This window comes from Paraburkholderia sp. FW306-2-2C-D06C, assembly GCF_058781505.1.
Genome location: NZ_JBYSWU010000012.1, coordinates 1 through 19,188 on the forward strand (window position 1 = coordinate 1; position 19,188 = coordinate 19,188).

Consider the following 19,188-nt stretch of genomic DNA (forward strand, 5'->3'; position numbering starts at 1 on the left):
CCTCAAGGATTCGCTACGCCGGGCTTACGCCCGTCCTTGACCCGCCAAACCTACCCACTCAAAATTCAAAAGAGGCGCTTTTCTCAATGGTCGAGTCGTCCGGCTTCGGCGTCCAACTCGGCGAGTTCCAGTTGACCGAGGCGTGCCGCCAGTTGCAAGAGTGGCGTGCCGCTGGGCAGATTGTTCAGCACGTTACCTTGAATGTGCCGTATGCGCAGCTCGTTGACGGTGACCTTGCCGGCTGCGTATCCGAATGTTTGCGTGAGCACGCGATGGAGCCGTCGTCCCTGCGGCTGATTGTCCAGAACCGCCTGGATCAAACCGCAGCACATGTTCTCGACAAGCTGGAGACGATACGTTCCACAGGCGTGCAGATTCTTGCTGCGCTTACGACCGACTCGGCATTTCCGAATTTGGCGAAGCTGCAAGTTGACGGCCTTTGCATCCACGAAGAGCTTGTGGGGCGCGTACCTTCTGAGCCGGTTTCCCGGGCACTCGTTAAAGGCATAGTCGGCGTCTGTAACGAGATGGAATTGAGCGTGCTCGTTCATGGTGTGGACAGCAAGGAGCAGTTCACGTGGCTCACGCAATTCCCCGAAGCTGAGGTTCAAGGTCGGTTTGTTACTGATGCCTTCTCCGCGACGAGTTCATCGATGTAGAGGCGTACGTCGATGCAGGAGAAAGTGATCGAGCCGACTACACCCGCGCCACTGCATGAAGATGCATACCGCATTTTCAATGAGTGCGTGGAATTGAGTCTGTCGCAGGACTCCATCCTGACGCGCAGGTTAATCCGGAGCGACGGCGCGTCATTCAGCCAGCTTGTCGCGATAGATAGCTTGGACGATCTGTCGGACTTTGCCACAGCTGATCCATATGAGACCCACCTGCAGGGGAGTTACGATCGTATTCGGCAGAAGTGCGCCGCAGCCGTGGGGGGTGATCGCCCGCGGCAGGTAGAAACGGGCGACCCGGTAAGACTAATTGGCGAGCTTTCAATGTGCGCGACGGAAGGCGCGCTGCTGTCCAAGGTGCGCACCATCATCGCGGGTCTGGGCGGAATGCAGTTCACTTACCAATGGATCCGTTTTAACGGTGCGAATCCTGCCACTGGCGATTCCGTGGAGACACGTTACCTTGTTGGTTGCAGACCTGCCTGGACACAACAGTACATAGCAAGGCTGTGGTACATGAACGATCCCTACGTGACATACGCTAGAGCGAATGTTGCGCCTGCGCTTGCGTCGCACGTAAATGTGCATCGGGTCGATCACTGGCTGGTGACAGAGGCGCGCATGCACGGCTTTGCGAGTGGGATCGTTGCCCCGGCACATATCCATGGCCATGGTCTGGTCGGGCTACTACATGTGAGCAATTCAATCCGGGCGCCTGCTGGCGAGGGTGTGCTGTGGGACAACCGGGTGCTATTTCGCGCCATCTCGTCGGAACTCCTAGACTGGCGCGTGTCGCAAGTACGCCAGAATGCGCTGGCGAAGTATGAGCTCAGCGAACAGGAGACACAGATCCTGCGGATGCTGCGCGATGGCGCAAGCGCATCCCATGTCGCCGATCAACTGGGAATGTCAAAGCATACTGTCTATAAAACAATCTACCAACGGATCACCAGAAAAACGGGCGCAACGAGAATTACAGATGCCGTCGAAAAAGCGGCCGCCCACGGCCTGCTTGACTGAATCTGCTGCCGTACCCCGCAGTATTCATGCCACAACAAAATAATTAGGATAACGTAGTCTCAGGCTTGTGCATACTAATTCGGTGGCTTGAATTCGCCATTGCCGCTGCGTCATAGTGTCACTACCGTTCTAATGCGATAGCGCGGATTACTGCGTAATTAAATAGTCAGGAAAGAAGGTCGATTGCTTTCTGCGCGACAAGCGGATCCACCTGACCAGTTTCGGAGGCGGTCTGATAAACGAGTGCGAACAGCTTGGCTTTCTTTTCAATGTCCATGGAATGCCCAGCGGCGGAGATACTTGTTTCGATAATGGCGAAAACGCTTCGTATCAATTGCTCATCAACGGCGCCGTAACGCGGAGCTCGTTTCCCGGTCAGCAAGTACGACACGTCAAAGCCGTGCTCAAGCAGTGTCATGAGATAGCCAGCGTCCGGATAGCGCTGTTCTTTTTCGTAGGCAGACTGTGTCTTGCGGTTGATGCCGGTCCATTCGGAGATGTTTCCCTGAGTAAGTCCGAGCCGGTCACGCTCCTCGGCTAGGCGCAAACCAAACGTAGATGGCATATAAATTGGTCTTTTGTGTTGCGAATGGAACAAAAATGTCCCATACTGGTAGCAATTTGTCTTAGCCGATCAGTATACGGGCCACCGCATGGCACTGAAAACATTGGAAGAGGTACGCGCAGAGTTCGACCGGTGTGGAGTCTCGGTTTCGAGCTGGGCCGCAAGACACGGAATCCCTCGCAACATCGTTAACGGCGTGTTGCAGGGAAGACTGAAGGGCAAGCGCGGCCACGCGCACAACGCGGCGGTCTTGCTGGGACTGAAAGACGGCGTTGTAAATCGTGAGGATGCGCACGAGCCAGATCTTTGCGAGGTACTGCCAGCCAGGGAAGGGCAGGTGAGGGAGTAGGAGCGGTCGGCGTCGATGTAGCGAGCATCGGCGCCGACCTGACCAGTTGTTGGAACCTGAGAGGTCGACAATGGCTAAAGCCATTATATCGTTCGGGCACAGCCGGCGACATAACGTGGGCGAGGGGGGAAGTCATGCTTGATTTCATCCCGTTAGCCCAGCAATGCGCGCCGAACGTCCACCCCACGACGCTTCAGGCGGTCGTGAGGACTGAGTCCGGCTTCAATCCGTACGCGATCGGAGTCGTTGGTGGCCGCCTTGTTCGGCAGCCGCGTGATCGTGAAGAGGCCGTAGCGACGGCGAAGGCACTCGAAGCGCAAGGCATCAATTTCAGCATGGGGCTTGGACAGGTCAACAAGGCCAATCTTGCCCGCTACGGACTGACCTACGAAACCGCCTTCGACCCGTGCGAAAACCTGCGCGCGGGCAGCGCCATCCTGCACGACTGCTATCAGCGGGCGGTCGCAGCAATGGGGCAGGGCACACCGGCATTGCGTGCTGCTATCAGCTGTTACTACAGCGGTAATTTCACGCGCGGCGAGGCAGCCGACGCCGGCGGCACCAGTTACGTACAGCGCGTTGTTGCCAACGCCCAGATCGCGGCAGGTTCAACCAATGTCGTTCCTGCGATTCCTGTTGTGATGAACAGTCAGTCCGACAGACCAGCACGCGCAGCAGCGCCCGATGCCAAAACATCTTCCGCGCGCCGCAGTGGCCCAAAACAACGGCAGGACGCACCGCACCCGTCATGGGATGCATTCGGCGATTCCGCTTGTGACAACGACTGCAACTGACCTGAGCCGCGACGACGCGGCCTGATCTCAACCACGTGAAAGGAGAAGACATGAATCGCAATGCGAAGCTCGCGACCATGAAATTAGTACCACTGAAAGGTTATTCATATCGCATATCAATGCGGCGAATCGCAACCCGTATGCGCCAGACGATGGCCCTCGGCATCGCAATCGGTCCGGAACTTGCATTCGCGGGTGGTGGGCTCGATTCGGCGACGCAGGGCGCGACCACCTTCAAGATCTGGCTCTATTCGTTCCTTGGCGTCGTCGCGGCCTGCGTGCTGATGTGGAAAGGGGCGGAGTGCTGGGCCGATCGCGCGCACTGGAGCGAGTTTGTGACGATGTGCGGCAAGGTGGCGGCGGTGGGCTCGGTGGTCGGCGTGCTCGCGCCGTATCTGTGGAACATGTTCAGCTGAGCACGCCATGTCGGACGAAAAAACCCGCTATCCCGGATTCAACGGCCTTGGCCGCACGGCGGCCATCTGGGGCGTTCCCTATATGGCGATGCTGGTTGTCGTCGTCGCGTCGATGTTTGTCGGCGTGCTGATTTCCTTCTTCGTCGGACCGGGCGGTCTGCTGTTCGTTTTCCTGGGCTTTCCGGTGCTGCTGTATTTCAAGCACATCTGCGAAACCGACGACCAGGGCCTGCGGATCATGTGGCTGGAATTGCGATGCCGCTTTTACTTCTGGCAGCTGCGGGTCCGCGCGCGGCTAAATGCCGGGCGAGCGGCCCCGCGCTTCGGCAACACCGCCACGCTCGCGCCGCTGCGATACGGACGGCAACGCCGCGTCTACCGCGATTTCCTCAAACCGTTGTCCAAGGGTGAGCGCCGACTGCGTGAGCTCGATCCGGAGGCCTGATGCAGAGCAGACCCGCCGTCACCAGCGACATCCTCGGCGCGATCGGCGCCGTGGAAGACTGGATTCCGAAGTACGGGCATCCGGTCACAAAACACGTACAGCACCTGGAGGGCAACCGGTTCATGGTGACGCTGGCCATGCGCGGCGTGCCGTTCGAAGTGCACGAGAACCTCGCGATGGAGCGCATGTTCGATCGCGATACGGAAGCGTACAGCAAGCTGGGTCGCGACCTGGGTGGCCGCTTTGGCTATCACGCAACGTTTGTGCGACAGCGCGTGAGTTTTGATCGCGTGTACCGGCTCAAACAGCGCTTCATGCAGTGGTTCGTACGCGAGTACATCGGACGACGTTTCGGAGAAGAAAAGTTCTTCGAGAACCGCTATTACCTGTCGCTGATCCTGAAATACGAGGACTTCGATGACGGGCTGAAGGAAATCGAATCCCTTGCGAAACAGGCGCTGCTGCAGTTCGGCGAGTATGAAGCCGAGTTGCTTGAAGTATACGAGCGCAAGCACATGAACGGCACGAAGATGCTGTTCTCGCCTTTGTATGGGCTCGTCAGCTATCTCGTCAATGGGAAGACCGGCGATCTGCCGGTCGCGGCGGAGCCCGGCACCGATGTCATCCCATCGAGCCATCTGCACTTTGGGTACAACACGCTCGAGATCGGGGCGAGCGACGTGCCGGCGTACCGGCGCGTTGCAACCTGCCTCGACCTTCGCAGTTGCCCGGAGAAGCCGGGCTGGGGCCAGCTCGACCCGTTGATCACGTTGAACATGGAATTCACGATTACGCATACGTTCAACTGCATGACGGGTTTCGAGTCAAACCGGACCATCGATTCGGCGATCAACAAGCTGGAGTCGGCCGGTGACAAGGCGAAGCACCAGGTCAAGGAACTGCGCGACGCACAGGGTTACGTGAACACGGGTGAACTGTCGTTCGGCGAGTATCACGGCGCGGCGGTTATCTACGGCGAAACAGCGAAAGAGGCGTTGGAGAACGCCGACAGGTTTGCGTCCCGTTCGCGCAACGAGTGTGGAGTTGAATGGTCGCCCGCGACGGGGTCTGCTCCGTTCACGTACTTCTCACAGGTCCCGGGCGCGCGAGTCAAACCGCGACCGAAAGTGCAGTCCTCGCGCAATTTTGCGGCGATGTACACCTGCCATGACTACTCGTCAGGCAAGGCGGAGGGCAACCCGATCGGTGACGGGTCGGCCGTCATTCCGTTTCGCTCGGATTCGGGCGTGTACAACTACAGTTCGCACGCGAGCCGGCTGGGCGATATCAATGTTTCGGAGAAGGTGGCCGGGCATTTTGAAGGGAAAGGCACGACGGGCAGCGGGAAATCTACGGTCGTTGTAGCGATGACAGGCATGCTGTCCCGCTTCGATCCGATGCTGTACGTGCTAGACAAGGGGCGGGGCTGGGAAGTGTTCATTCGTGTGATGGGTGGCGCCTATGTCTATCTGGAGAAAGGCAAGCCGACCGGGTGGGCTCCGTTCGAGCTCGCCGACACGCCAGACAATCGCGAATTCCTCTATGGGCTCGTCGAACTGTGCGGCCGGAAGAACGGCGTCGACCATCAGGGCAAGCCAATCAAGATCGACCTGACGGCCGGCGAGAAGATTCACTGCCGCAACGCCGTCGATGCGGTAATGGGAGTAGATGACGTACGGTTGCGCCGCTTCAGTCTGCTGCTGGACAGCATTCCGGACGAGGGCGACGACGGCCTGCGCGCACGTCTGTCGATCTGGTGCAAGTCGGAGGGCGGCCGGTTCTGGTGGGTCTTCGATAACCCGCCGAATCTCTCGCTGAACATGAGCGAGCAACGCTGGATCGGGTTCGATGTTGAGGCGTTTCTTGTCGAGAACTACGAGCCGTCGGAGCCGGCCTTTGCCTACCTGTTCCATCTCAAAAAACTGATGCGTCGGGAAGGCACCCTGATGCAGACCGTGATCGAGGAGTACTGGCTGCCGCTGCGTTTTCGCACGATCCGCGAGCAGATCGAGGAAACGCTCGCCAGCGGGCGTAAGGAAGGGGAGTTCATGGGGCTCATCACACAGCAGCCGGAACAGGCGCAACGCGCGGCGGACCTGTTTCCTGCGCTCCGCAGTCTGGTCGCGACGAAGATGTGGCTCGCTGACCCGGCGGCCGAAGAAGAAGCGTATCTGCGCGATGGCATGACCCGCAAGGAATTCCGGGAGTTCAAAAAGCTCACGCCACAGTCGCGCCGCTTCCTGATCAAGCAGGGTAACCAGTCGGCGTTTGCCAGTTTCGACCTGTCCGGGCTTGAGGACGCGATTGCGGTGTTCTCTGGCGATCGCGAGAACGTGCTGATCTGCGACGCGGTCCGTGCTGAGGTTGGCGACGATCCGGATGTGTGGTTGCCGGTGTATCTGGAGCGCGTGTTCGAACGCAAGCTGCGCACGCGGCTTGCGGCGAAGCACGGCGCCGATGAGCGGCTGTGGTCCGCCGAACTGCAGCGCGGCCTCGAGCGCAAGCGCGCCGAGCTCGCGCAGATCTATCCGCCGGCGCATCAGCCGGTGGATGACGAAGTTTTTGCCTGATGTGCTGCAACCCAAGGAGGGAACGATGAACAGCACCGATGTCTATCCGGCCGTGCGCCGGCCGGTTGACCCAGCGATCTGGAACCTTCGCGAGGCGCTGCGGGCACGATCAACGCGCGCCGGCATGAGCGCCTTTGCCTATCTGCCGGCGATTACGCTTTGGCCTCGTCGTAGTCTGGTCGCGTTGTTGTGCGCGTGTGCGTTTTCACAGGTTCACGCGCAGGGTGTGCCGACCATCTCTCCGGCGGAGCTCGCGCAACAGATGATGCAGGTCGAGCAGCTGGGGCAGCAGATCCAGAATCAGGAAGACCAGTACCGTGCGCTGACTGGCAACAGCAGTTTCGGCAACATCATGAACGATGCGTCGCTGCGTAACTACCTTCCGGAACAGTGGCAAAACATTTACGACCAGGCGAAGAACGGCAGTCTCTCGGGTATCAGTTCGTCGATGCGGTCGATCGAGCAGCAGGAAAGCATGACCGGCGCCAGCACGCCCGGTCAGCAGCGCTATTACGACACGCTCGCGGCCAACAAGGCGATGAACGAGCAGGCGTACAGCGCGACGATGGCGCGCCTGAACAACATCCAGGCGCTAATGCAGCAGTCCAACATGACGCAGGATCCGGCGCAAAAGGCTGATCTGCAGAACCGGATGGCCGCGGAAGAGGCGATGGTCACAAATGACCAGACGCGCCTGCAGCTCACCGCGCAGTTGCAGAAAACAGAGCTGCAGCTTGCCGAACAGCAGCGCGACCGTGAATTCGACAACGCATTCCTGGGGAAAACCAATGGTCAATAAGACACTTCTAGGCTCAATAATCGCTTTGCTGGTCGCGATCGCCGGCTACCTCGGATACCTCGCGTGGGATCGTCACCAGCACAACCTGCAGGAAGAGCAACAGCAGCAGCAGGATCTGAAGTTCGATGCGGCGTTTCTCGGCACGACGCCCGAGAAGCTTGCCGCTGAGCGTAAGGCGAAGGGTATCAACGCTGCAAGCGACGATGCCGAAGCCCGCGCGGCCGGGCTGAAGTAATCCGGCTCGTCCAACAATCACTGACCGAAGCAGGAGATATCCGTGGCAGACGTCCAGCTTTTCACCTCAATGACCAATTCGTTCGACAAGAACGTTTTGAACACGATCTCGACCGGTTCGAGCAACATCATTGCGCTGATCTCGCCATTGATGGCCACCTGCTTCAGCATCTATGTCCTGTTGATTCTCTGGACGTACTGGCAGGGGCGCAACGACGAGCCGATCAACGATTTCCTGATGCGCATGGCAACGTGGGCGCTCATCCTGACCTGCGGGATGAACATCCAGTTCTACAGTGAGTACGTCGTTCCATTCTTCAATGGTTTTGGCGAACAGATGGCCGGCGCGTTGACCAACGGTAGCAACCCGGTGTCCGGCCTCGACAACCTGCTCAATGCATACATCAACGCAGCGCAGGCGATCTATGCACAGGCGTCCGGCCTGAAGGTTATTGCGGCCATCTGGACGATCGCGCTGATGATCATTTTCGGTGGCCCGTTCATGGCGATAGCCATTGCGTACATCATTCTGGCGAAGTTTGCGCTTGGGCTTCTGCTCGCACTCGGTCCGTTGTTCATCTCAGCGGCGCTCTTCCCGCCGTCGCGACAGTTCTTCTGGAACTGGGTCGGTCAATGCATGAACTACACCCTGCTGGTCGCGCTCTTCGCGGCTGCATGTGCACTCGAAGTCAATTTCGCGATGGGCGTGGTACCGCTGAACGGATCCCCCTCTATCGCGCAGGTCATTGACCTGGACATCATGGGGCTGGCCTTCTGGGTTATTTCGCTTAACCTGCCGGGTTTGGCTTCGTCTCTCGCGGGCGGTGTCGGTATCTCGACGATGGTGGGCAACCTGGGTAGCGTCGCGAGATTTGCTGGCTCGCTTGGAAAAATGGGCGGCGGCGGATCGCCGAAGACCGGCGGTAGCTTGAGTGAGGCGTAAAAAATGATCAGGTTATTCAAGACAATCGCACGTTGGTGGCTTATCGCGGCGGTGGTGGCAACGATCGGCGCGATGGTATCGATCAAGCTGTTTTACTAGATGCCACGCAATACGCCTGTTTTGCTCAATCCAAAGGAGAAACGGAGACCATGAAATCTCCTGTCGCTATTTTACTGATGGCCTTCGCGCTGCAGGCGTGCAGCTCGGCGCCAAAGCCACCCGAGCCGACTGGTCAGTGGGTACCCGTCAATCAACCGTTGGCCCAGCAGTCGGGCCATACGGAACCGAAGTGAGGAACAGGATGGCATCGACTATCAGGCAATGGTTTGCGTCGGGAGCGAACGCGCGGAAACGTAAGGGGATCCCGGCCGGGTCGACCACGCGCGCAGACGCGCCGGTGAGCGGTGTTGAGTCAGGTGAGCGCGATGCGGTCAGCTGGTACCTGAAACAGGCACAGGCCTTCGAAAAGTCGAAGGTCGAAGCAGCGGAAGAGAAGGCCCGTATTGCGGACCGGCGCTCGGTGTTATCGGGCGTTGTCGCTCTCGCCGCTGTTTCTGGCATGGGGGCTTTAGGACTCCTAAAGCGGCCGAACCCGCCGGCTGTGCTGCGCGTGAACGACACGACAGGGAAGGTGGATGTGTTGCCGACGACCGCGAACGGACACGTTACGTTTTCCGAGAAGACCGATCGCGCGGATCTGCACCGTTACGTCGAACTGCGCGAGAGCTACGACTGGGAAACGATTTCGGACACGCACGCCGCGGTGATGTTCATGAGCGACGACCACGAGAAGGAAGCCTATGACGGGTTCGTGCGCGGCCCTGCGGGCCCACTCAAGCTGCTGAAGGATCAGGCGCGGGTCATTGCACACGTCGGCTCGATCACCTTCGTGGGAACGACAGCACAGGTGTTCTGCTCGCGGCAACTGGTTTGGCTCAACGCGGCCGTAAAGCGTCCGGATCCGACGTACTGGATTGCGACGGTCGCATTCGAGCGTGTGAACGTTCCGGAAAAGCAGGACCAGCAGGATCTCAACGCGGACGGTTTTCGCTGCACCAGCTACGAGGTCACGCGCGACTGGACCCGGGCGCCTGCCGATGCTGCGCCGGCGTCGGGCTCTGCGGCAGCCGGAGGTGGAGCATGAAAGGACGAACGATCCGGATGTCAGCGGGCGCAGCGGCGGTCGCACTAAGCTTCGCGTTGGCGCCGATCCACGCGCGAGCGCTCGAAACGCCGCGCAGCTGCGGTTCAGACCCGCACATCCAGTGCGCGACTTACGATCCGGACCAGGCCTATCGTGTGGCGACCATGCCGGGGCGTGCGGTGATGATCCAGTTCGAGCCAGGCGAACACATCATCAACAGCGGCGAGGGCATCGGAGACGGCAAGGCCTGGCACGTGGCCATCAACGACAGTGGCGCGATGCTCAAACCGGGTGCGCCGCAGCCAGAAACCAATCTTCTGCTGGTCACCAACCGGCGCACCTATCCGCTCTCGCTTGTTGACGTGTCGGCCGTACAGCCGGCGACATGGATACTGCGTTTCGATTATCCGGACACGCGTGCCAAGGCGGCGAGCGCGCAGCTGCGCCGGCAGGAAGCGGTTAGCGCAGCGCTGGGCGGTCAGCAGGGCAATGGGCCAGCGGTTCCAGCATCGATCGCGAACAGCGTTGGCGTTGCGAAATCCACGCCTGTGGCGTCGGTTCCTGCGGCCAATATCCAATACATGATGCGTGGCGACCACGCACTCGCACCGACTGCACTTTGGGACGACGGCCGATTCACGTACTTCAAGTACTCAACCGCGCGTGACCTGCCGACGATCTTCACGAAGCTTCCCGACGGTGGCGAGGCGACGGCGAACTTTCATATGGAGGGCGATACGGTCGTCGTGCACGAAGTGTCGAAGTCGTTTGTCATCCGCTACGGTCAGTCGGTGCTGGGTATCCGCAACGACGGCTATTCGCCTGATGGTCATTACAACCGTGCGGGCTCGTCGGTACCGGGCAGCGCGCGCATCGCGCGTGACCATACCGATGCATCGACGAACTGATCAGGGAGCGAACAGGGTATGACTGAACGAAACGAAATGGAACATGCGGCGTCGACCGACGTCGGCCCGCAGCCTTCGCTCGACCTGCCGGGCCGTCGGAAAACGCGTGTGGGCAAGCTGCGTCTGGTGCTGCTCGCGCTCGCCGTTATTGCGCTGGGTGCATCGGGCGTCACGATCTATCTGCAGCGCCTGTTCCAGCAGCATCAGGACGCGAAACAGGCGGCGCTGACAAAACCGAAAGACAGTGGCGCGAGTGACGCCGGTGCGGATCTGGAGACGCAGAAGGAACGTATCAAGCGCGCGGAAGATCAGGCCCGTGCAGCGTCGGAGGCTGCGGCCGCCGCTGCCGCGAATTCCCACCTCGCGACGCCGGCCGGCGCGGCATCGCAGACGAACGGACAGGCGGTGGCCGTGAGCAACCAGCCGCGGCCGCTCACGCCGGCCGAGCGCCGCCTGCAGGGCAGCGTGCTCGTTGCGAGCGGCAATAACGATTCCGGCGAGAGCAACGATGGTCCCGTAGCATCAAATGAAACTCCAGGTGACAGCGGTGGCAACACCGGCGGCGGCAACGCCGGGGCCAGCGGCCATGATGCGTCTGGTCTGGCAGGTCTGGCGAAGTCGATGGGTCTGTCAGCGCTGCGCGGCGGCAGTGCAGGCGGTGCGCCCAGCTCAACCAGCAAGGCGGACGCGGGCGACGGCAAGGGCTCCGCGATCGACCAGTCCTTGCAGCCGTCAAAGCTGCAGCCGATGCAGGCCTCGTTCCGACCGAACCGGCATTACCTGCTCGGTCGCAACACGATGATCCGCTGTGGTCAGTCGACGGCGATGCGTACCGACCGGCCGGGCCTGATCGGGTGCCCGATCGCGCAGGACGTGTGGTCCGACGATGGCACAACGCTGCTCGTTCGCAAGGGTGCGATGGCGAAGGGCGAGCAGCGCGATGCGGTGATCCAGGGGCAGGGCGTGATCGGCGCGATCTGGGACGAGATCGACGACGGCGACGTACACATTCCACTGAACTCGCCGGCTACCGATCCGTTGGGTGCCGCGGGTATTCCAGCCTATGTTGACGAGCACTTCTGGCTGCGGTTCAAGGGCGCGCTGATGGTCAGCCTGATTGGCGACTTCGGCCAGGCGCTGGCGAACAAGGCAACCGGGTCTGGCCAGCAGATCACGTTCTCCAACAGTTCGAACGCCACGCAGGATGTGGCCGCGGAGACGCTGCGTAACACCATCAACATCCCGCCGACGGCTTATTCAAACCAGGGTTCTGTAATCAATATCTTTGTGGCGCGCGACATTGACCTGACCGGCGTGTACGAGAACGTCGACGCGCAGGGCAACCCTATTGGCCAGAACGGGCAGCAATGAGGAGCGGACCCATGAACCTGAAGATCACCTACCCGAACGACTTCCCGTTGCATGGTCTCGATCGCGACATGTTCGAGACCAAACTACGCAACGCACTGCGTTTCTGTTTCTACGGCAACACGGTCCGACAGCTGGCCGACCGAGTCGATGCACGGCGTGCGCGTGTTGTTCCCGATGCCTTGCCACTTCGGCAGATTGCCGACGAGCACGCGTTCGAGGATTGCATGACCCTCGACGGGTGCCGGATCGACGACATGTCAGCGCCGCTCCGGCGCAACCTGTTGCGCATTGTAGGGGCGCGTATCGGGCTGACGATCTCGGAGTGGGGCGACAGCGCGTTGCCGTCGCTCGATGAGCCAGCCAATCACGCGGTCGGTAACGCAACGGAATCATACGCAACTAACCGTCAATCGGCCGAACCCGCACCGATTCCCCAACGCCTTGCGCCACGCACATCACGAATCCTGCTTGCAACGGGGCTCTGCGCAGCGGCGATTGGCGGTGCTGCCTGGAGATTGACCCGGCCGGCCGCGCCTCTGAGCGCAACCGTGGTTTCCACGTCGCCGGCGCAAACGCTCCGCGAGCTGGCCAGCAGCGTGCCGGATGATCGCCGCCCGTATCGCGTGTCAGTGCAGATCGAGCCGCAGGATACGGGCACCACGCCTCGTTGATTCTGCGCGGCACCATGTTGAACGGATGTGACCCTGAACCAGAAAGGAGTGCGAATGAGCGCAGTCGTAATCGATGTGATCGAGAAGGGCACGATCGCCCGCAGCTTTCTCAAACAGATGGGCATCTCGAACTTCTTCGACGGGAGCCTCACCGAAGTTGCGATCAACCGTCCCGGTGAGATCTGGACACAGGGCAGTGCCGGATGGCGACGGCACGATGCACCGGCCTGCTCGCTCGATGCGTGCTTCAAGCTCGCCAACGCGCTGACGGTGATGAAGGGCGGCAAGTTCTCGACAAAGGAGCCGATTCATCCGGTGGTCCTGCCCGAGGGCCAACGTGGACACGTGCTGATGCAGCCGGCCTGCGAGCAGGACACGATATCCATAACGATCCGGATCCCGTCAGACGTGCGCTTCTCGGTCGCCGAGTACGAGCGCAACGGCTGGTTCGAGGGCTATCGGGACGTGTCGCCGCGCCGCGACATGTCCCAGTCGCTGGACCTGCAGCCGTTCGAGCTCGAGATGCTCGAGGCGAAAGGTCAGCGCAACGTCACGCGCATGCTCGAGCTTGCGGTTGCCAACCGGTTGAACATTGTGCTCGCCGGCGGCACCGGCTCCGGCAAGACCACGCTGAACAAGGCGCTCTCAGACCTCGTCTCGTCCGACGAGCGGATCGGCACGATCGAGGACACGCCGGAGCTGTCGCTGCCGAACCACACGAACCGCGTGCATATGTTTTTCAGCGACACGCTGCCGGCGAAGGAACTGGTGCGCTCCACGCTGCGCATGAAGTTTGACCGCGTGTTCCTTGCCGAGCTGCGCGGCGACGAGACGTGGGACTACATGACGCTGCTCAATACGGGCACGCCCGGCGGCATCACGACCGTGCATTGCAACGATGCGCGCTCGGCACCGTCGCGCATCGCGACGCTGGTCAAGCAGAGCGCCGTCGGCCAGACGCTCGACTGGCAATTCATCATGGAACAGGTGCGCGTAACGGTTGATCTGGTTCTCTTCATGCGCAACAAGCGGCTCACCGAGCTCTGGTACGACCCGATCGGCAAGGCGCAGCTGCTGGGTTGTGTCTCATGAGCGCCGATGCCGCAGCGCAGATGATCGAACAGATCGCGATCAGCCTGTGCGGTGCGCTCGCCGTGTTTCTGTCGCAGGACCGGCGTGCGCACTGGCGACGCTGGGCCTGCATCTTCGGGCTGGCCGCGCAGCCGTTCTGGTTCGACATGGCGTGGCGAGCGCATCAGTACGGCGTGCTCGCGCTGTGCTTTGTCTATACGGCGTCGTGGGCGCGCGGTTTCACGGCGCACTGGCTCGTCCGCAGGGAGGACCGTGTATGAACTTCGCGATCAGCGATATCGAGGCGGCGATCGAGGGATGGCGCATGCGTTCGCCGTCGGACGAAGCATTTGCTGCCAGCACAGAGGCCCGAGCGCTGGCGCGGCTCTACGGCGCCGTGATCGTGCACGGCCGCGAGGGTATCACCGATGCCGGGCTGGACGACGCGCAGCGCGACGCCCTGCGGATCCTGTCCGCCGATCCACCCGGAGAGTTCCCGCAATGAAGGCAGATCTTCCGGTTCCCGCGATTGTCGATGCCGCGGACGCGACCGATGACAGTCAGTGCAAATGGCGACCGTCCGGCGACTTTGGGCTGGTCCACCCGTCGGGCTGGACGATCGCGCGGTACTCAGTCTATGACGAGTGGCGCTACCTGCTGTGGGAGCCGATCGATCGCTGTACGGCGGCCAACAGCAACCAGTTCCACGGACCCTTCGATAACGTGCGCGACGCGATGCGCCTGCATCGCGACCTCACCGCGCATCTGCAACAACAGGAGATGGCCGCATGACAACGCATCTGAAATTCCGCATTGGCGAAAAGTGGATCTGCATCGAGGACGGCAACGGTTATGCGCCGGATCACCCGGATCACGTGACGTTCGCGGTGCGCGACGTTAAGGCGAGTGGCAAACCGGGCGGCCGTGTCGCCGCTAACTTTTCGGTCCGTCGACGCACGGTGCTGGAAATCGGGCTGCGGCTGCTCGAGCTCGCCGAGCGCATGACGCCGGAAACAACCTGGCAGAACAGCCAGACGGTGGGCGAGACCGGCCAGCCGCCGCTGACGTTCACCTTCGGAGAGGACGATCGCGCGGTGCTGGACCGGCTCCTTGCTGACAGACCGCTCAATTTCGCACGCCATGCCTATGCGAGCGCCGAGCGCCTTCGTGCCCGCATGCCGGTCCTTCGCGCCGCGCAGCGCGTACTCGAACACTGCGACGACGAGACGGCCGCAGGCCTGCATGTGCTGATCGCGGCCGCCGATCAGGCCGGCGGGTTCCCTGCGAAGCCGATCGTCGGATTTGACGCGGCCGAATTTGAGGTCAATAGCGATGCAGCCACCCACTGAGGACCGACCATGCCGAAGCCGTTTCGAATTCTGATCCCCATGGCGGTCTTCCTGCTGATCCTGTGCGGCTTCGCGTTCCTCGGCCAGTTCGCAGGCGGCCAGCTTTTCACGAAGATGCAGAAGCTGCCGGAGGGCAGCGCGGGCGTGTTCACGCTGTACGACTACTGGCATGCCTACGGTGACGTGCCTGCGGTGGTGCGCGCGCTCAAGGTGTGCACGCTGCTGTCGGTGGTCATCACCGGCCTGCCAGTGGTCGTGATCACGATGGCGCTCGTGTCGGGCCGCAAGCGCCTCGCCCAGTTTGGCGAGGCCCGGTTCGCAACCCGTAACGACATTGTGAAAGCAGGCCTGCTGGAGAGGAAATAACCATGACCATTTCACAACATCTGTATCCGCCGTTCATTGTCGGCAAGTACAAGGGTGAATACCTGAAGTATTACGGCCAGGATTTTCTGATGGCTGCCGCCGGCACCCGCTCCGGCAAGGGCACGTCGCTCGTGATCCCGAATCTTCTCACCTATCCCGATTCGGCCGTGGTCGAGGACATCAAGGAAGAGAACTACCACTATACGTCCGGCTACCGGCGGGCATGCGGCCACGAAACCTACCTGTGGGCGCCTTTCTCGGAAGACGGCCGCTCGCACGCTTACAACCCGCTCGAATACATCGCCAGCCGACCCGCCTATGCGCGCGTTGGCGACGTGATGACGATCGGCGAACACCTGTATCCGTCCAACGTCGATGCACGGCTGAAGTACTGGAACGACAACGCCCGCAACCTGTTCATCGGGATCGTGCTGTATCTGCTGGAAACGCCCTCGCTGCCATGCACGTTCGGCGAGGTGCTGCGGCAGGCCTCCGGCAAGGGCAGGGCGATCCGTGAACACGTCTCGTCGATCGTCAGCACGCGTGCCGATGCAGCGCATGCGACTGACGGGCTGCCGGCGCTCACCTTCGAATGTCTCGATGCGCTGAACCGCTTCCTGTCGCAGTCGAAGGAAGCGTTCGCGAACATCGTATCGACGATGACCGCGCCGCTGAACGTCTTCAGCAATCCGGTGGTCGACGCGGCAACCAGCCGCTCGGACTTCGATCTGGCCGATGTGCGCAAAAAGCGCATGTCGATCTATGTGGGCATCAAGCCGGGCGACCTGAAGGCCGGCGCGCTGCTGGTCAATCTCTTTTTCTCGCAGCTGATCGACCTGAACACGCGCGAGCTGCCTGCCGAGAATCCTGCGCTCAAATACCAGTGCGCGCTGATCCTGGACGAATTTGCAGCGCCCGGCAAGATCGACATCATCGATACGGCCAACCCGTTCATTGCTGGCTACAACCTCCGGCTGATGCTGATCTTTCAGGGCATGTCCCAGATCGAGGATCCGAAGCTGTACGGCAAGCACGGCGCCGAAACGCTGGCGATCAACTGCAAGATGCGCAGCCTGTATGCGCCGCGTACGGTCAAGGAATCGGAAGAGTACTCGAAGATGCTGGGGACCTTCACGTACATGGCGCGCTCGCGTAACCGCAGTCGCGGGCGGAGTTCGTCGACGAGCACCAATGAGTCGGAGCACGGCAGGGCACTGATGATGCCGCAGGAGCTGCGGGCGCTGAAGCACAACAAACAGATCATCACGATCGAGGGGTGCGAGCCGATCCTGTGCGAGAAGGCGTTTTTCTATGAAGACGCCGAGCTCGTCGACCGGCTCGTGCGGCAGAGCCCTTACCTGCGGGGTGTGATGGCGAAGCTGGAGAAAACCAATCGCCGGCGCGCCTGGTTCGGTTTCGGTCCGAAGTTTCCCAATGAAGTACAGATGAAACACGCCGCGTTCGTCGCGCGCGAACTGTGCGCACCCGTGCCAAAGATCGACGTCGAGCAGTGGTGGCAGACGCAGAACGCGGCCCGCCGCGCGCAGCAGGCCGCGGCGGCCGCAGACGCAGCCACACAGTCGGCCGGTCTGGCGCGTGACGTCCGGGAGCACGAGATCGGCGTACTCGCGCCTGTTCATCTCGCCAACCGTAACAGCATCCGCGCGTCGCTTTTCCAGTTGATGCCTTATCTGCGAGAAGTCCTGCCGGACGCGGCCGCCGCCGTGTCGGCGCAAACCGCAGCATCTCAATCACAGCCTGAACCGCAAGGAGTGACCGTATGAACGAGATCGAATTTCCCGCCGACCGGATCGACTACCGCGAACGCGACGCGGCAAACGCGGACGATGCGTCGACCATCCGCGCGCGCGTCACGCCGCCGGCGAACGAGCCGGACGCGGGCGCCGTGCCCGGCAGTCCGGAAACGCCGGTCGATGACGCAACCGAAGAGCGCCTGAAGAAGATCCGCGCGGCCGATCGGGAGAAGGTCGAGAAGCTTCTCAAACGCGACCCATTGCCCAACGCAGCGACCAGCACAGCCACCGACGAGTCGGTGAAGCCGGCCGCCGGCACCGGCAAGCCACTCGGGAAGAAGGGCGATGGGCCGGAGAACACCATCCGCCCGAAACCGGTTTTCGAGAAGACTGGCTATGACGTGCCGAAGTCGGTCACTAACCAGTATGTCGCGCATGAAGGCAAGTTTCTCGATCGCAAAAGCGAGACGGTGCACTTCGAGGACAAGGGCCGCTCGCTGTCGACGGCCAGCGAGGACCGCGACGTGATCGCACACATGGTCGAAGTCGCGAAGGCGAAGAACTGGGGTGAGCTGCAGCTTAAGGGCAGCGAAGAGTTTCGGCGGCAGGCGTGGATCGCCGCCGAACTCGCTGGCGTGCCGACGCGTGGCTTCAAGCCTGGTGCGCAGGATCGGGCAGTACTGACCGCTGCGCGCGAGGCGATGCGCATCGGGGCCGGTGACAAATCCAATGATACGGACAAGGCGCGCACGAATAAGATGGAGGCAGCAGACGCAGTGGGGCAAAAACCCGCCGCGCCGGAGTCGGCGAAACCGGCCACTCCGGGACGTGAAAACACCGCGCCCAGAGGCAACCCGACGCCCGCCACGCAACCGTCTGCAGCTGCGCCGGCGAGCCCCGTTCAGACCGCGCCAACGCTGGCCGGTGTCACGGCGGGGGTGCTGGTGGCGCACGGTCCCGCCCCGTTCAACCACGATGAAAAGCAGAACGACAGCTACTACGCGACGGTGCGGACAGAGGATGGCGAGCACACCGTCTGGGGACTGGACATCGAGCGCGCGATCGGCGAAAGCGGTGTGCAGCCCGGTCAGCGGATCGAGCTGGAAAAGGGCGGCAGCAAGACGGTAACAGCGCAGCAGCGCCAGTTCGACGAGAAGGGTACCGAACTCGCGCCAAAGTCAGTCGAGAGCCGACGTAACGAATGGCTGGTGTTCTCGCCCGATGTGCCGGGCCTGCCCACGCGCGAGCAGCGCGAAGCGCTGGCCAGCGCGCGCCGCGACGCCGATGAGCGCCGACAGATTAATGAGGCACGCGAGCGGTTCCTGAACGGAGACTGGAAATACTCGAAGGAACAGCGGAAGACGCTCGATGAGGCACGCGAGCGCATCAAGGCGCAGGCCGCGCGCGAGGTGCTGCGTGACGAGATCAAGGGTCTGCCGGAGCAGCAGCAGGAGAAGCTGATGGGGGAGTTCGAAAGCGCCGTGGCCGAGGCGCGCGCAACTAACCGGCCACTGGACGTGCCTATGCCTCAAGTAAGCGAAGCAACGATCGAGGCCGTGCGCGAGCAGATCGAGCGGGAGCAGCGAGGCCAGGCTCACGCAGCACAGCAGGGCACCCAACAGGCGACGCCGGAGCGCGGACAGGACCTGCAGTCGCAGACCGCCGAACACGACGGGCCGACGCTCGAAATGGAACCATAAGGCGGGGGAGAACAACGGGCGGCCGCGATCACCTCGCGACCGTCA

The 19,188-nt window shown here is 61.5% G+C and carries 24 protein-coding genes; 23 read left to right on the top strand and 1 reads right to left on the bottom strand.

Annotation, left to right across the window (positions count from 1 at the left end):
- Both AC3WLT_RS11385 and AC3WLT_RS11390 read left to right on the top strand, forming a co-directional pair.
- On the top strand, positions 1 to 659 hold a 659-nt coding region (locus AC3WLT_RS11385; protein ID WP_492591978.1), incomplete at its 5' end, for an EAL domain-containing protein.
- 12 nt (positions 660 to 671) lie between these two features.
- Positions 672 to 1,694, top strand: a complete 1,023-nt coding sequence (locus AC3WLT_RS11390) for a helix-turn-helix transcriptional regulator (protein ID WP_154564462.1) — start codon at positions 672 to 674, stop codon at positions 1,692 to 1,694.
- A 166-nt stretch (positions 1,695 to 1,860) separates the two neighbouring features.
- Here the strand turns inward: AC3WLT_RS11390 and AC3WLT_RS11395 are convergent, their stop codons facing one another.
- Positions 1,861 to 2,259 (bottom strand): helix-turn-helix domain-containing protein, encoded by a 399-nt coding sequence (locus tag AC3WLT_RS11395; RefSeq protein WP_007731404.1) that lies wholly within the window; start codon positions 2,257 to 2,259, stop codon positions 1,861 to 1,863.
- Between the two features lie 88 nt (positions 2,260 to 2,347).
- Here AC3WLT_RS11395 and AC3WLT_RS11400 point away from each other — a divergent pair, with 88 nt between their 5' ends.
- The 21 genes from AC3WLT_RS11400 (at position 2,348) to AC3WLT_RS11500 (ending at position 19,143) form a co-directional block, all read left to right on the top strand.
- Positions 2,348 to 2,608 carry a helix-turn-helix domain-containing protein gene (locus AC3WLT_RS11400; protein WP_154564460.1) on the top strand — a complete coding sequence of 87 codons (261 nt, stop codon included), beginning with the start codon at positions 2,348 to 2,350 and terminating at the stop codon, positions 2,606 to 2,608.
- Between the two features lie 134 nt (positions 2,609 to 2,742).
- Positions 2,743 to 3,402: a lytic transglycosylase domain-containing protein gene (locus AC3WLT_RS11405; RefSeq protein ID WP_154564458.1), complete on the top strand. Its 660-nt coding sequence runs from the start codon at positions 2,743 to 2,745 to the stop codon at positions 3,400 to 3,402.
- Between the two features lie 50 nt (positions 3,403 to 3,452).
- The gene (locus AC3WLT_RS11410; RefSeq protein WP_154564456.1) at positions 3,453 to 3,818 is read left to right on the top strand and encodes a hypothetical protein; all 366 of its coding nucleotides are present in this window, start codon (positions 3,453 to 3,455) and stop codon (positions 3,816 to 3,818) included.
- Positions 3,819 to 3,825: 7 nt separating this feature from the next.
- Positions 3,826 to 4,263 carry a VirB3 family type IV secretion system protein gene (locus tag AC3WLT_RS11415; protein ID WP_154564454.1) on the top strand — a complete coding sequence of 146 codons (438 nt, stop codon included), beginning with the start codon at positions 3,826 to 3,828 and terminating at the stop codon, positions 4,261 to 4,263.
- Positions 4,263 to 6,833, top strand: a complete 2,571-nt coding sequence (locus tag AC3WLT_RS11420) for a VirB4 family type IV secretion system protein (RefSeq protein WP_154564452.1) — start codon at positions 4,263 to 4,265, stop codon at positions 6,831 to 6,833. Before AC3WLT_RS11415 ends, AC3WLT_RS11420 begins: the two co-directional genes overlap by 1 nt.
- Positions 6,834 to 6,858: 25 nt before the next feature.
- Positions 6,859 to 7,632 carry a TrbJ/VirB5 family protein gene (locus AC3WLT_RS11425; RefSeq protein ID WP_154564450.1) on the top strand — a complete coding sequence of 258 codons (774 nt, stop codon included), beginning with the start codon at positions 6,859 to 6,861 and terminating at the stop codon, positions 7,630 to 7,632.
- On the top strand, positions 7,622 to 7,867 hold the full coding sequence (locus tag AC3WLT_RS11430) for a hypothetical protein (protein ID WP_097397545.1): 246 nt from the start codon (positions 7,622 to 7,624) through the stop codon (positions 7,865 to 7,867). The genes AC3WLT_RS11425 and AC3WLT_RS11430 overlap by 11 nt, the downstream gene beginning before the upstream one ends.
- A gap of 69 nt (positions 7,868 to 7,936) precedes the next feature.
- Positions 7,937 to 8,809, top strand: coding sequence for a TrbL/VirB6 family protein (locus AC3WLT_RS11435; RefSeq protein ID WP_154564514.1), 873 nt, complete (start codon positions 7,937 to 7,939; stop codon positions 8,807 to 8,809).
- 35 nt (positions 8,810 to 8,844) lie between these two features.
- On the top strand, positions 8,845 to 9,102 hold the full coding sequence (locus AC3WLT_RS11440; protein ID WP_328807323.1) for a hypothetical protein: 258 nt from the start codon (positions 8,845 to 8,847) through the stop codon (positions 9,100 to 9,102).
- A gap of 8 nt (positions 9,103 to 9,110) precedes the next feature.
- On the top strand, positions 9,111 to 9,953 hold the full coding sequence (locus AC3WLT_RS11445; RefSeq protein ID WP_154564448.1) for a VirB8 family type IV secretion system protein: 843 nt from the start codon (positions 9,111 to 9,113) through the stop codon (positions 9,951 to 9,953).
- Between the two features lie 17 nt (positions 9,954 to 9,970).
- Positions 9,971 to 10,861: a TrbG/VirB9 family P-type conjugative transfer protein gene (locus AC3WLT_RS11450; protein ID WP_325063538.1), complete on the top strand. Its 891-nt coding sequence runs from the start codon at positions 9,971 to 9,973 to the stop codon at positions 10,859 to 10,861.
- Between the two features lie 18 nt (positions 10,862 to 10,879).
- On the top strand, positions 10,880 to 12,232 hold the full coding sequence (locus tag AC3WLT_RS11455; RefSeq protein WP_154564444.1) for a TrbI/VirB10 family protein: 1,353 nt from the start codon (positions 10,880 to 10,882) through the stop codon (positions 12,230 to 12,232).
- A gap of 11 nt (positions 12,233 to 12,243) precedes the next feature.
- Positions 12,244 to 12,903 (top strand): hypothetical protein, encoded by a 660-nt coding sequence (locus AC3WLT_RS11460; RefSeq protein WP_154564442.1) that lies wholly within the window; start codon positions 12,244 to 12,246, stop codon positions 12,901 to 12,903.
- Positions 12,904 to 12,957: 54 nt separating this feature from the next.
- Positions 12,958 to 13,995, top strand: a complete 1,038-nt coding sequence (gene virB11, locus AC3WLT_RS11465) for a P-type DNA transfer ATPase VirB11 (protein WP_154564440.1) — start codon at positions 12,958 to 12,960, stop codon at positions 13,993 to 13,995.
- Entirely contained in the window at positions 13,992 to 14,255 is a 264-nt protein-coding gene (locus AC3WLT_RS11470) for a hypothetical protein (protein ID WP_154564438.1), read from the top strand. Before virB11 ends, AC3WLT_RS11470 begins: the two co-directional genes overlap by 4 nt.
- On the top strand, positions 14,252 to 14,479 hold the full coding sequence (locus tag AC3WLT_RS11475) for a DUF3717 domain-containing protein (RefSeq protein WP_154564436.1): 228 nt from the start codon (positions 14,252 to 14,254) through the stop codon (positions 14,477 to 14,479). The genes AC3WLT_RS11470 and AC3WLT_RS11475 overlap by 4 nt, the downstream gene beginning before the upstream one ends.
- A complete protein-coding gene (locus AC3WLT_RS11480) occupies positions 14,476 to 14,766 on the top strand; it encodes a hypothetical protein (RefSeq protein ID WP_154564434.1) in 291 nt (96 codons plus the stop codon). The genes AC3WLT_RS11475 and AC3WLT_RS11480 overlap by 4 nt, the downstream gene beginning before the upstream one ends.
- The gene (locus tag AC3WLT_RS11485) at positions 14,763 to 15,323 is read left to right on the top strand and encodes a hypothetical protein (protein ID WP_492591979.1); all 561 of its coding nucleotides are present in this window, start codon (positions 14,763 to 14,765) and stop codon (positions 15,321 to 15,323) included. Before AC3WLT_RS11480 ends, AC3WLT_RS11485 begins: the two co-directional genes overlap by 4 nt.
- A gap of 9 nt (positions 15,324 to 15,332) precedes the next feature.
- The gene (locus AC3WLT_RS11490) at positions 15,333 to 15,689 is read left to right on the top strand and encodes a hypothetical protein (protein WP_154564430.1); all 357 of its coding nucleotides are present in this window, start codon (positions 15,333 to 15,335) and stop codon (positions 15,687 to 15,689) included.
- A 2-nt stretch (positions 15,690 to 15,691) separates the two neighbouring features.
- Complete coding sequence (locus AC3WLT_RS11495; RefSeq protein WP_154564428.1) at positions 15,692 to 17,473, top strand: type IV secretory system conjugative DNA transfer family protein; 1,782 nt, start codon at positions 15,692 to 15,694, stop codon at positions 17,471 to 17,473.
- The gene (locus AC3WLT_RS11500) at positions 17,470 to 19,143 is read left to right on the top strand and encodes an LPD7 domain-containing protein (RefSeq protein WP_492591980.1); all 1,674 of its coding nucleotides are present in this window, start codon (positions 17,470 to 17,472) and stop codon (positions 19,141 to 19,143) included. Before AC3WLT_RS11495 ends, AC3WLT_RS11500 begins: the two co-directional genes overlap by 4 nt.
- The last annotated feature ends 45 nt before the right edge of the window (positions 19,144 to 19,188 follow it).

Bases quoted from the DNA above. Each gene is read 5' to 3' on its own strand.
- AC3WLT_RS11425 (WP_154564450.1), top strand. From the start codon at position 6,859: ATGAACAGCACCGATGTCTATCCGGCCGTGCGCCGGCCGGTTGACCCA.
- AC3WLT_RS11415 (WP_154564454.1), top strand. From the start codon at position 3,826: ATGTCGGACGAAAAAACCCGCTATCCCGGATTCAACGGCCTTGGCCGC.
- AC3WLT_RS11445 (WP_154564448.1), top strand. From the start codon at position 9,111: ATGGCATCGACTATCAGGCAATGGTTTGCGTCGGGAGCGAACGCGCGG.
- AC3WLT_RS11395 (WP_007731404.1), bottom strand. From the start codon at position 2,259: ATGCCATCTACGTTTGGTTTGCGCCTAGCCGAGGAGCGTGACCGGCTC.
- AC3WLT_RS11400 (WP_154564460.1), top strand. From the start codon at position 2,348: ATGGCACTGAAAACATTGGAAGAGGTACGCGCAGAGTTCGACCGGTGT.
- AC3WLT_RS11470 (WP_154564438.1), top strand. From the start codon at position 13,992: ATGAGCGCCGATGCCGCAGCGCAGATGATCGAACAGATCGCGATCAGC.
- virB11 (WP_154564440.1), top strand. From the start codon at position 12,958: ATGAGCGCAGTCGTAATCGATGTGATCGAGAAGGGCACGATCGCCCGC.
- AC3WLT_RS11480 (WP_154564434.1), top strand. From the start codon at position 14,476: ATGAAGGCAGATCTTCCGGTTCCCGCGATTGTCGATGCCGCGGACGCG.
- AC3WLT_RS11450 (WP_325063538.1), top strand. From the start codon at position 9,971: ATGTCAGCGGGCGCAGCGGCGGTCGCACTAAGCTTCGCGTTGGCGCCG.
- AC3WLT_RS11455 (WP_154564444.1), top strand. From the start codon at position 10,880: ATGACTGAACGAAACGAAATGGAACATGCGGCGTCGACCGACGTCGGC.
- AC3WLT_RS11495 (WP_154564428.1), top strand. From the start codon at position 15,692: ATGACCATTTCACAACATCTGTATCCGCCGTTCATTGTCGGCAAGTAC.
- AC3WLT_RS11435 (WP_154564514.1), top strand. From the start codon at position 7,937: ATGACCAATTCGTTCGACAAGAACGTTTTGAACACGATCTCGACCGGT.
- AC3WLT_RS11500 (WP_492591980.1), top strand. From the start codon at position 17,470: ATGAACGAGATCGAATTTCCCGCCGACCGGATCGACTACCGCGAACGC.
- AC3WLT_RS11420 (WP_154564452.1), top strand. From the start codon at position 4,263: ATGCAGAGCAGACCCGCCGTCACCAGCGACATCCTCGGCGCGATCGGC.
- AC3WLT_RS11485 (WP_492591979.1), top strand. From the start codon at position 14,763: ATGACAACGCATCTGAAATTCCGCATTGGCGAAAAGTGGATCTGCATC.
- AC3WLT_RS11460 (WP_154564442.1), top strand. From the start codon at position 12,244: ATGAACCTGAAGATCACCTACCCGAACGACTTCCCGTTGCATGGTCTC.
- AC3WLT_RS11405 (WP_154564458.1), top strand. From the start codon at position 2,743: ATGCTTGATTTCATCCCGTTAGCCCAGCAATGCGCGCCGAACGTCCAC.
- AC3WLT_RS11390 (WP_154564462.1), top strand. From the start codon at position 672: ATGCAGGAGAAAGTGATCGAGCCGACTACACCCGCGCCACTGCATGAA.
- AC3WLT_RS11430 (WP_097397545.1), top strand. From the start codon at position 7,622: ATGGTCAATAAGACACTTCTAGGCTCAATAATCGCTTTGCTGGTCGCG.
- AC3WLT_RS11475 (WP_154564436.1), top strand. From the start codon at position 14,252: ATGAACTTCGCGATCAGCGATATCGAGGCGGCGATCGAGGGATGGCGC.
- AC3WLT_RS11410 (WP_154564456.1), top strand. From the start codon at position 3,453: ATGAATCGCAATGCGAAGCTCGCGACCATGAAATTAGTACCACTGAAA.
- AC3WLT_RS11490 (WP_154564430.1), top strand. From the start codon at position 15,333: ATGCCGAAGCCGTTTCGAATTCTGATCCCCATGGCGGTCTTCCTGCTG.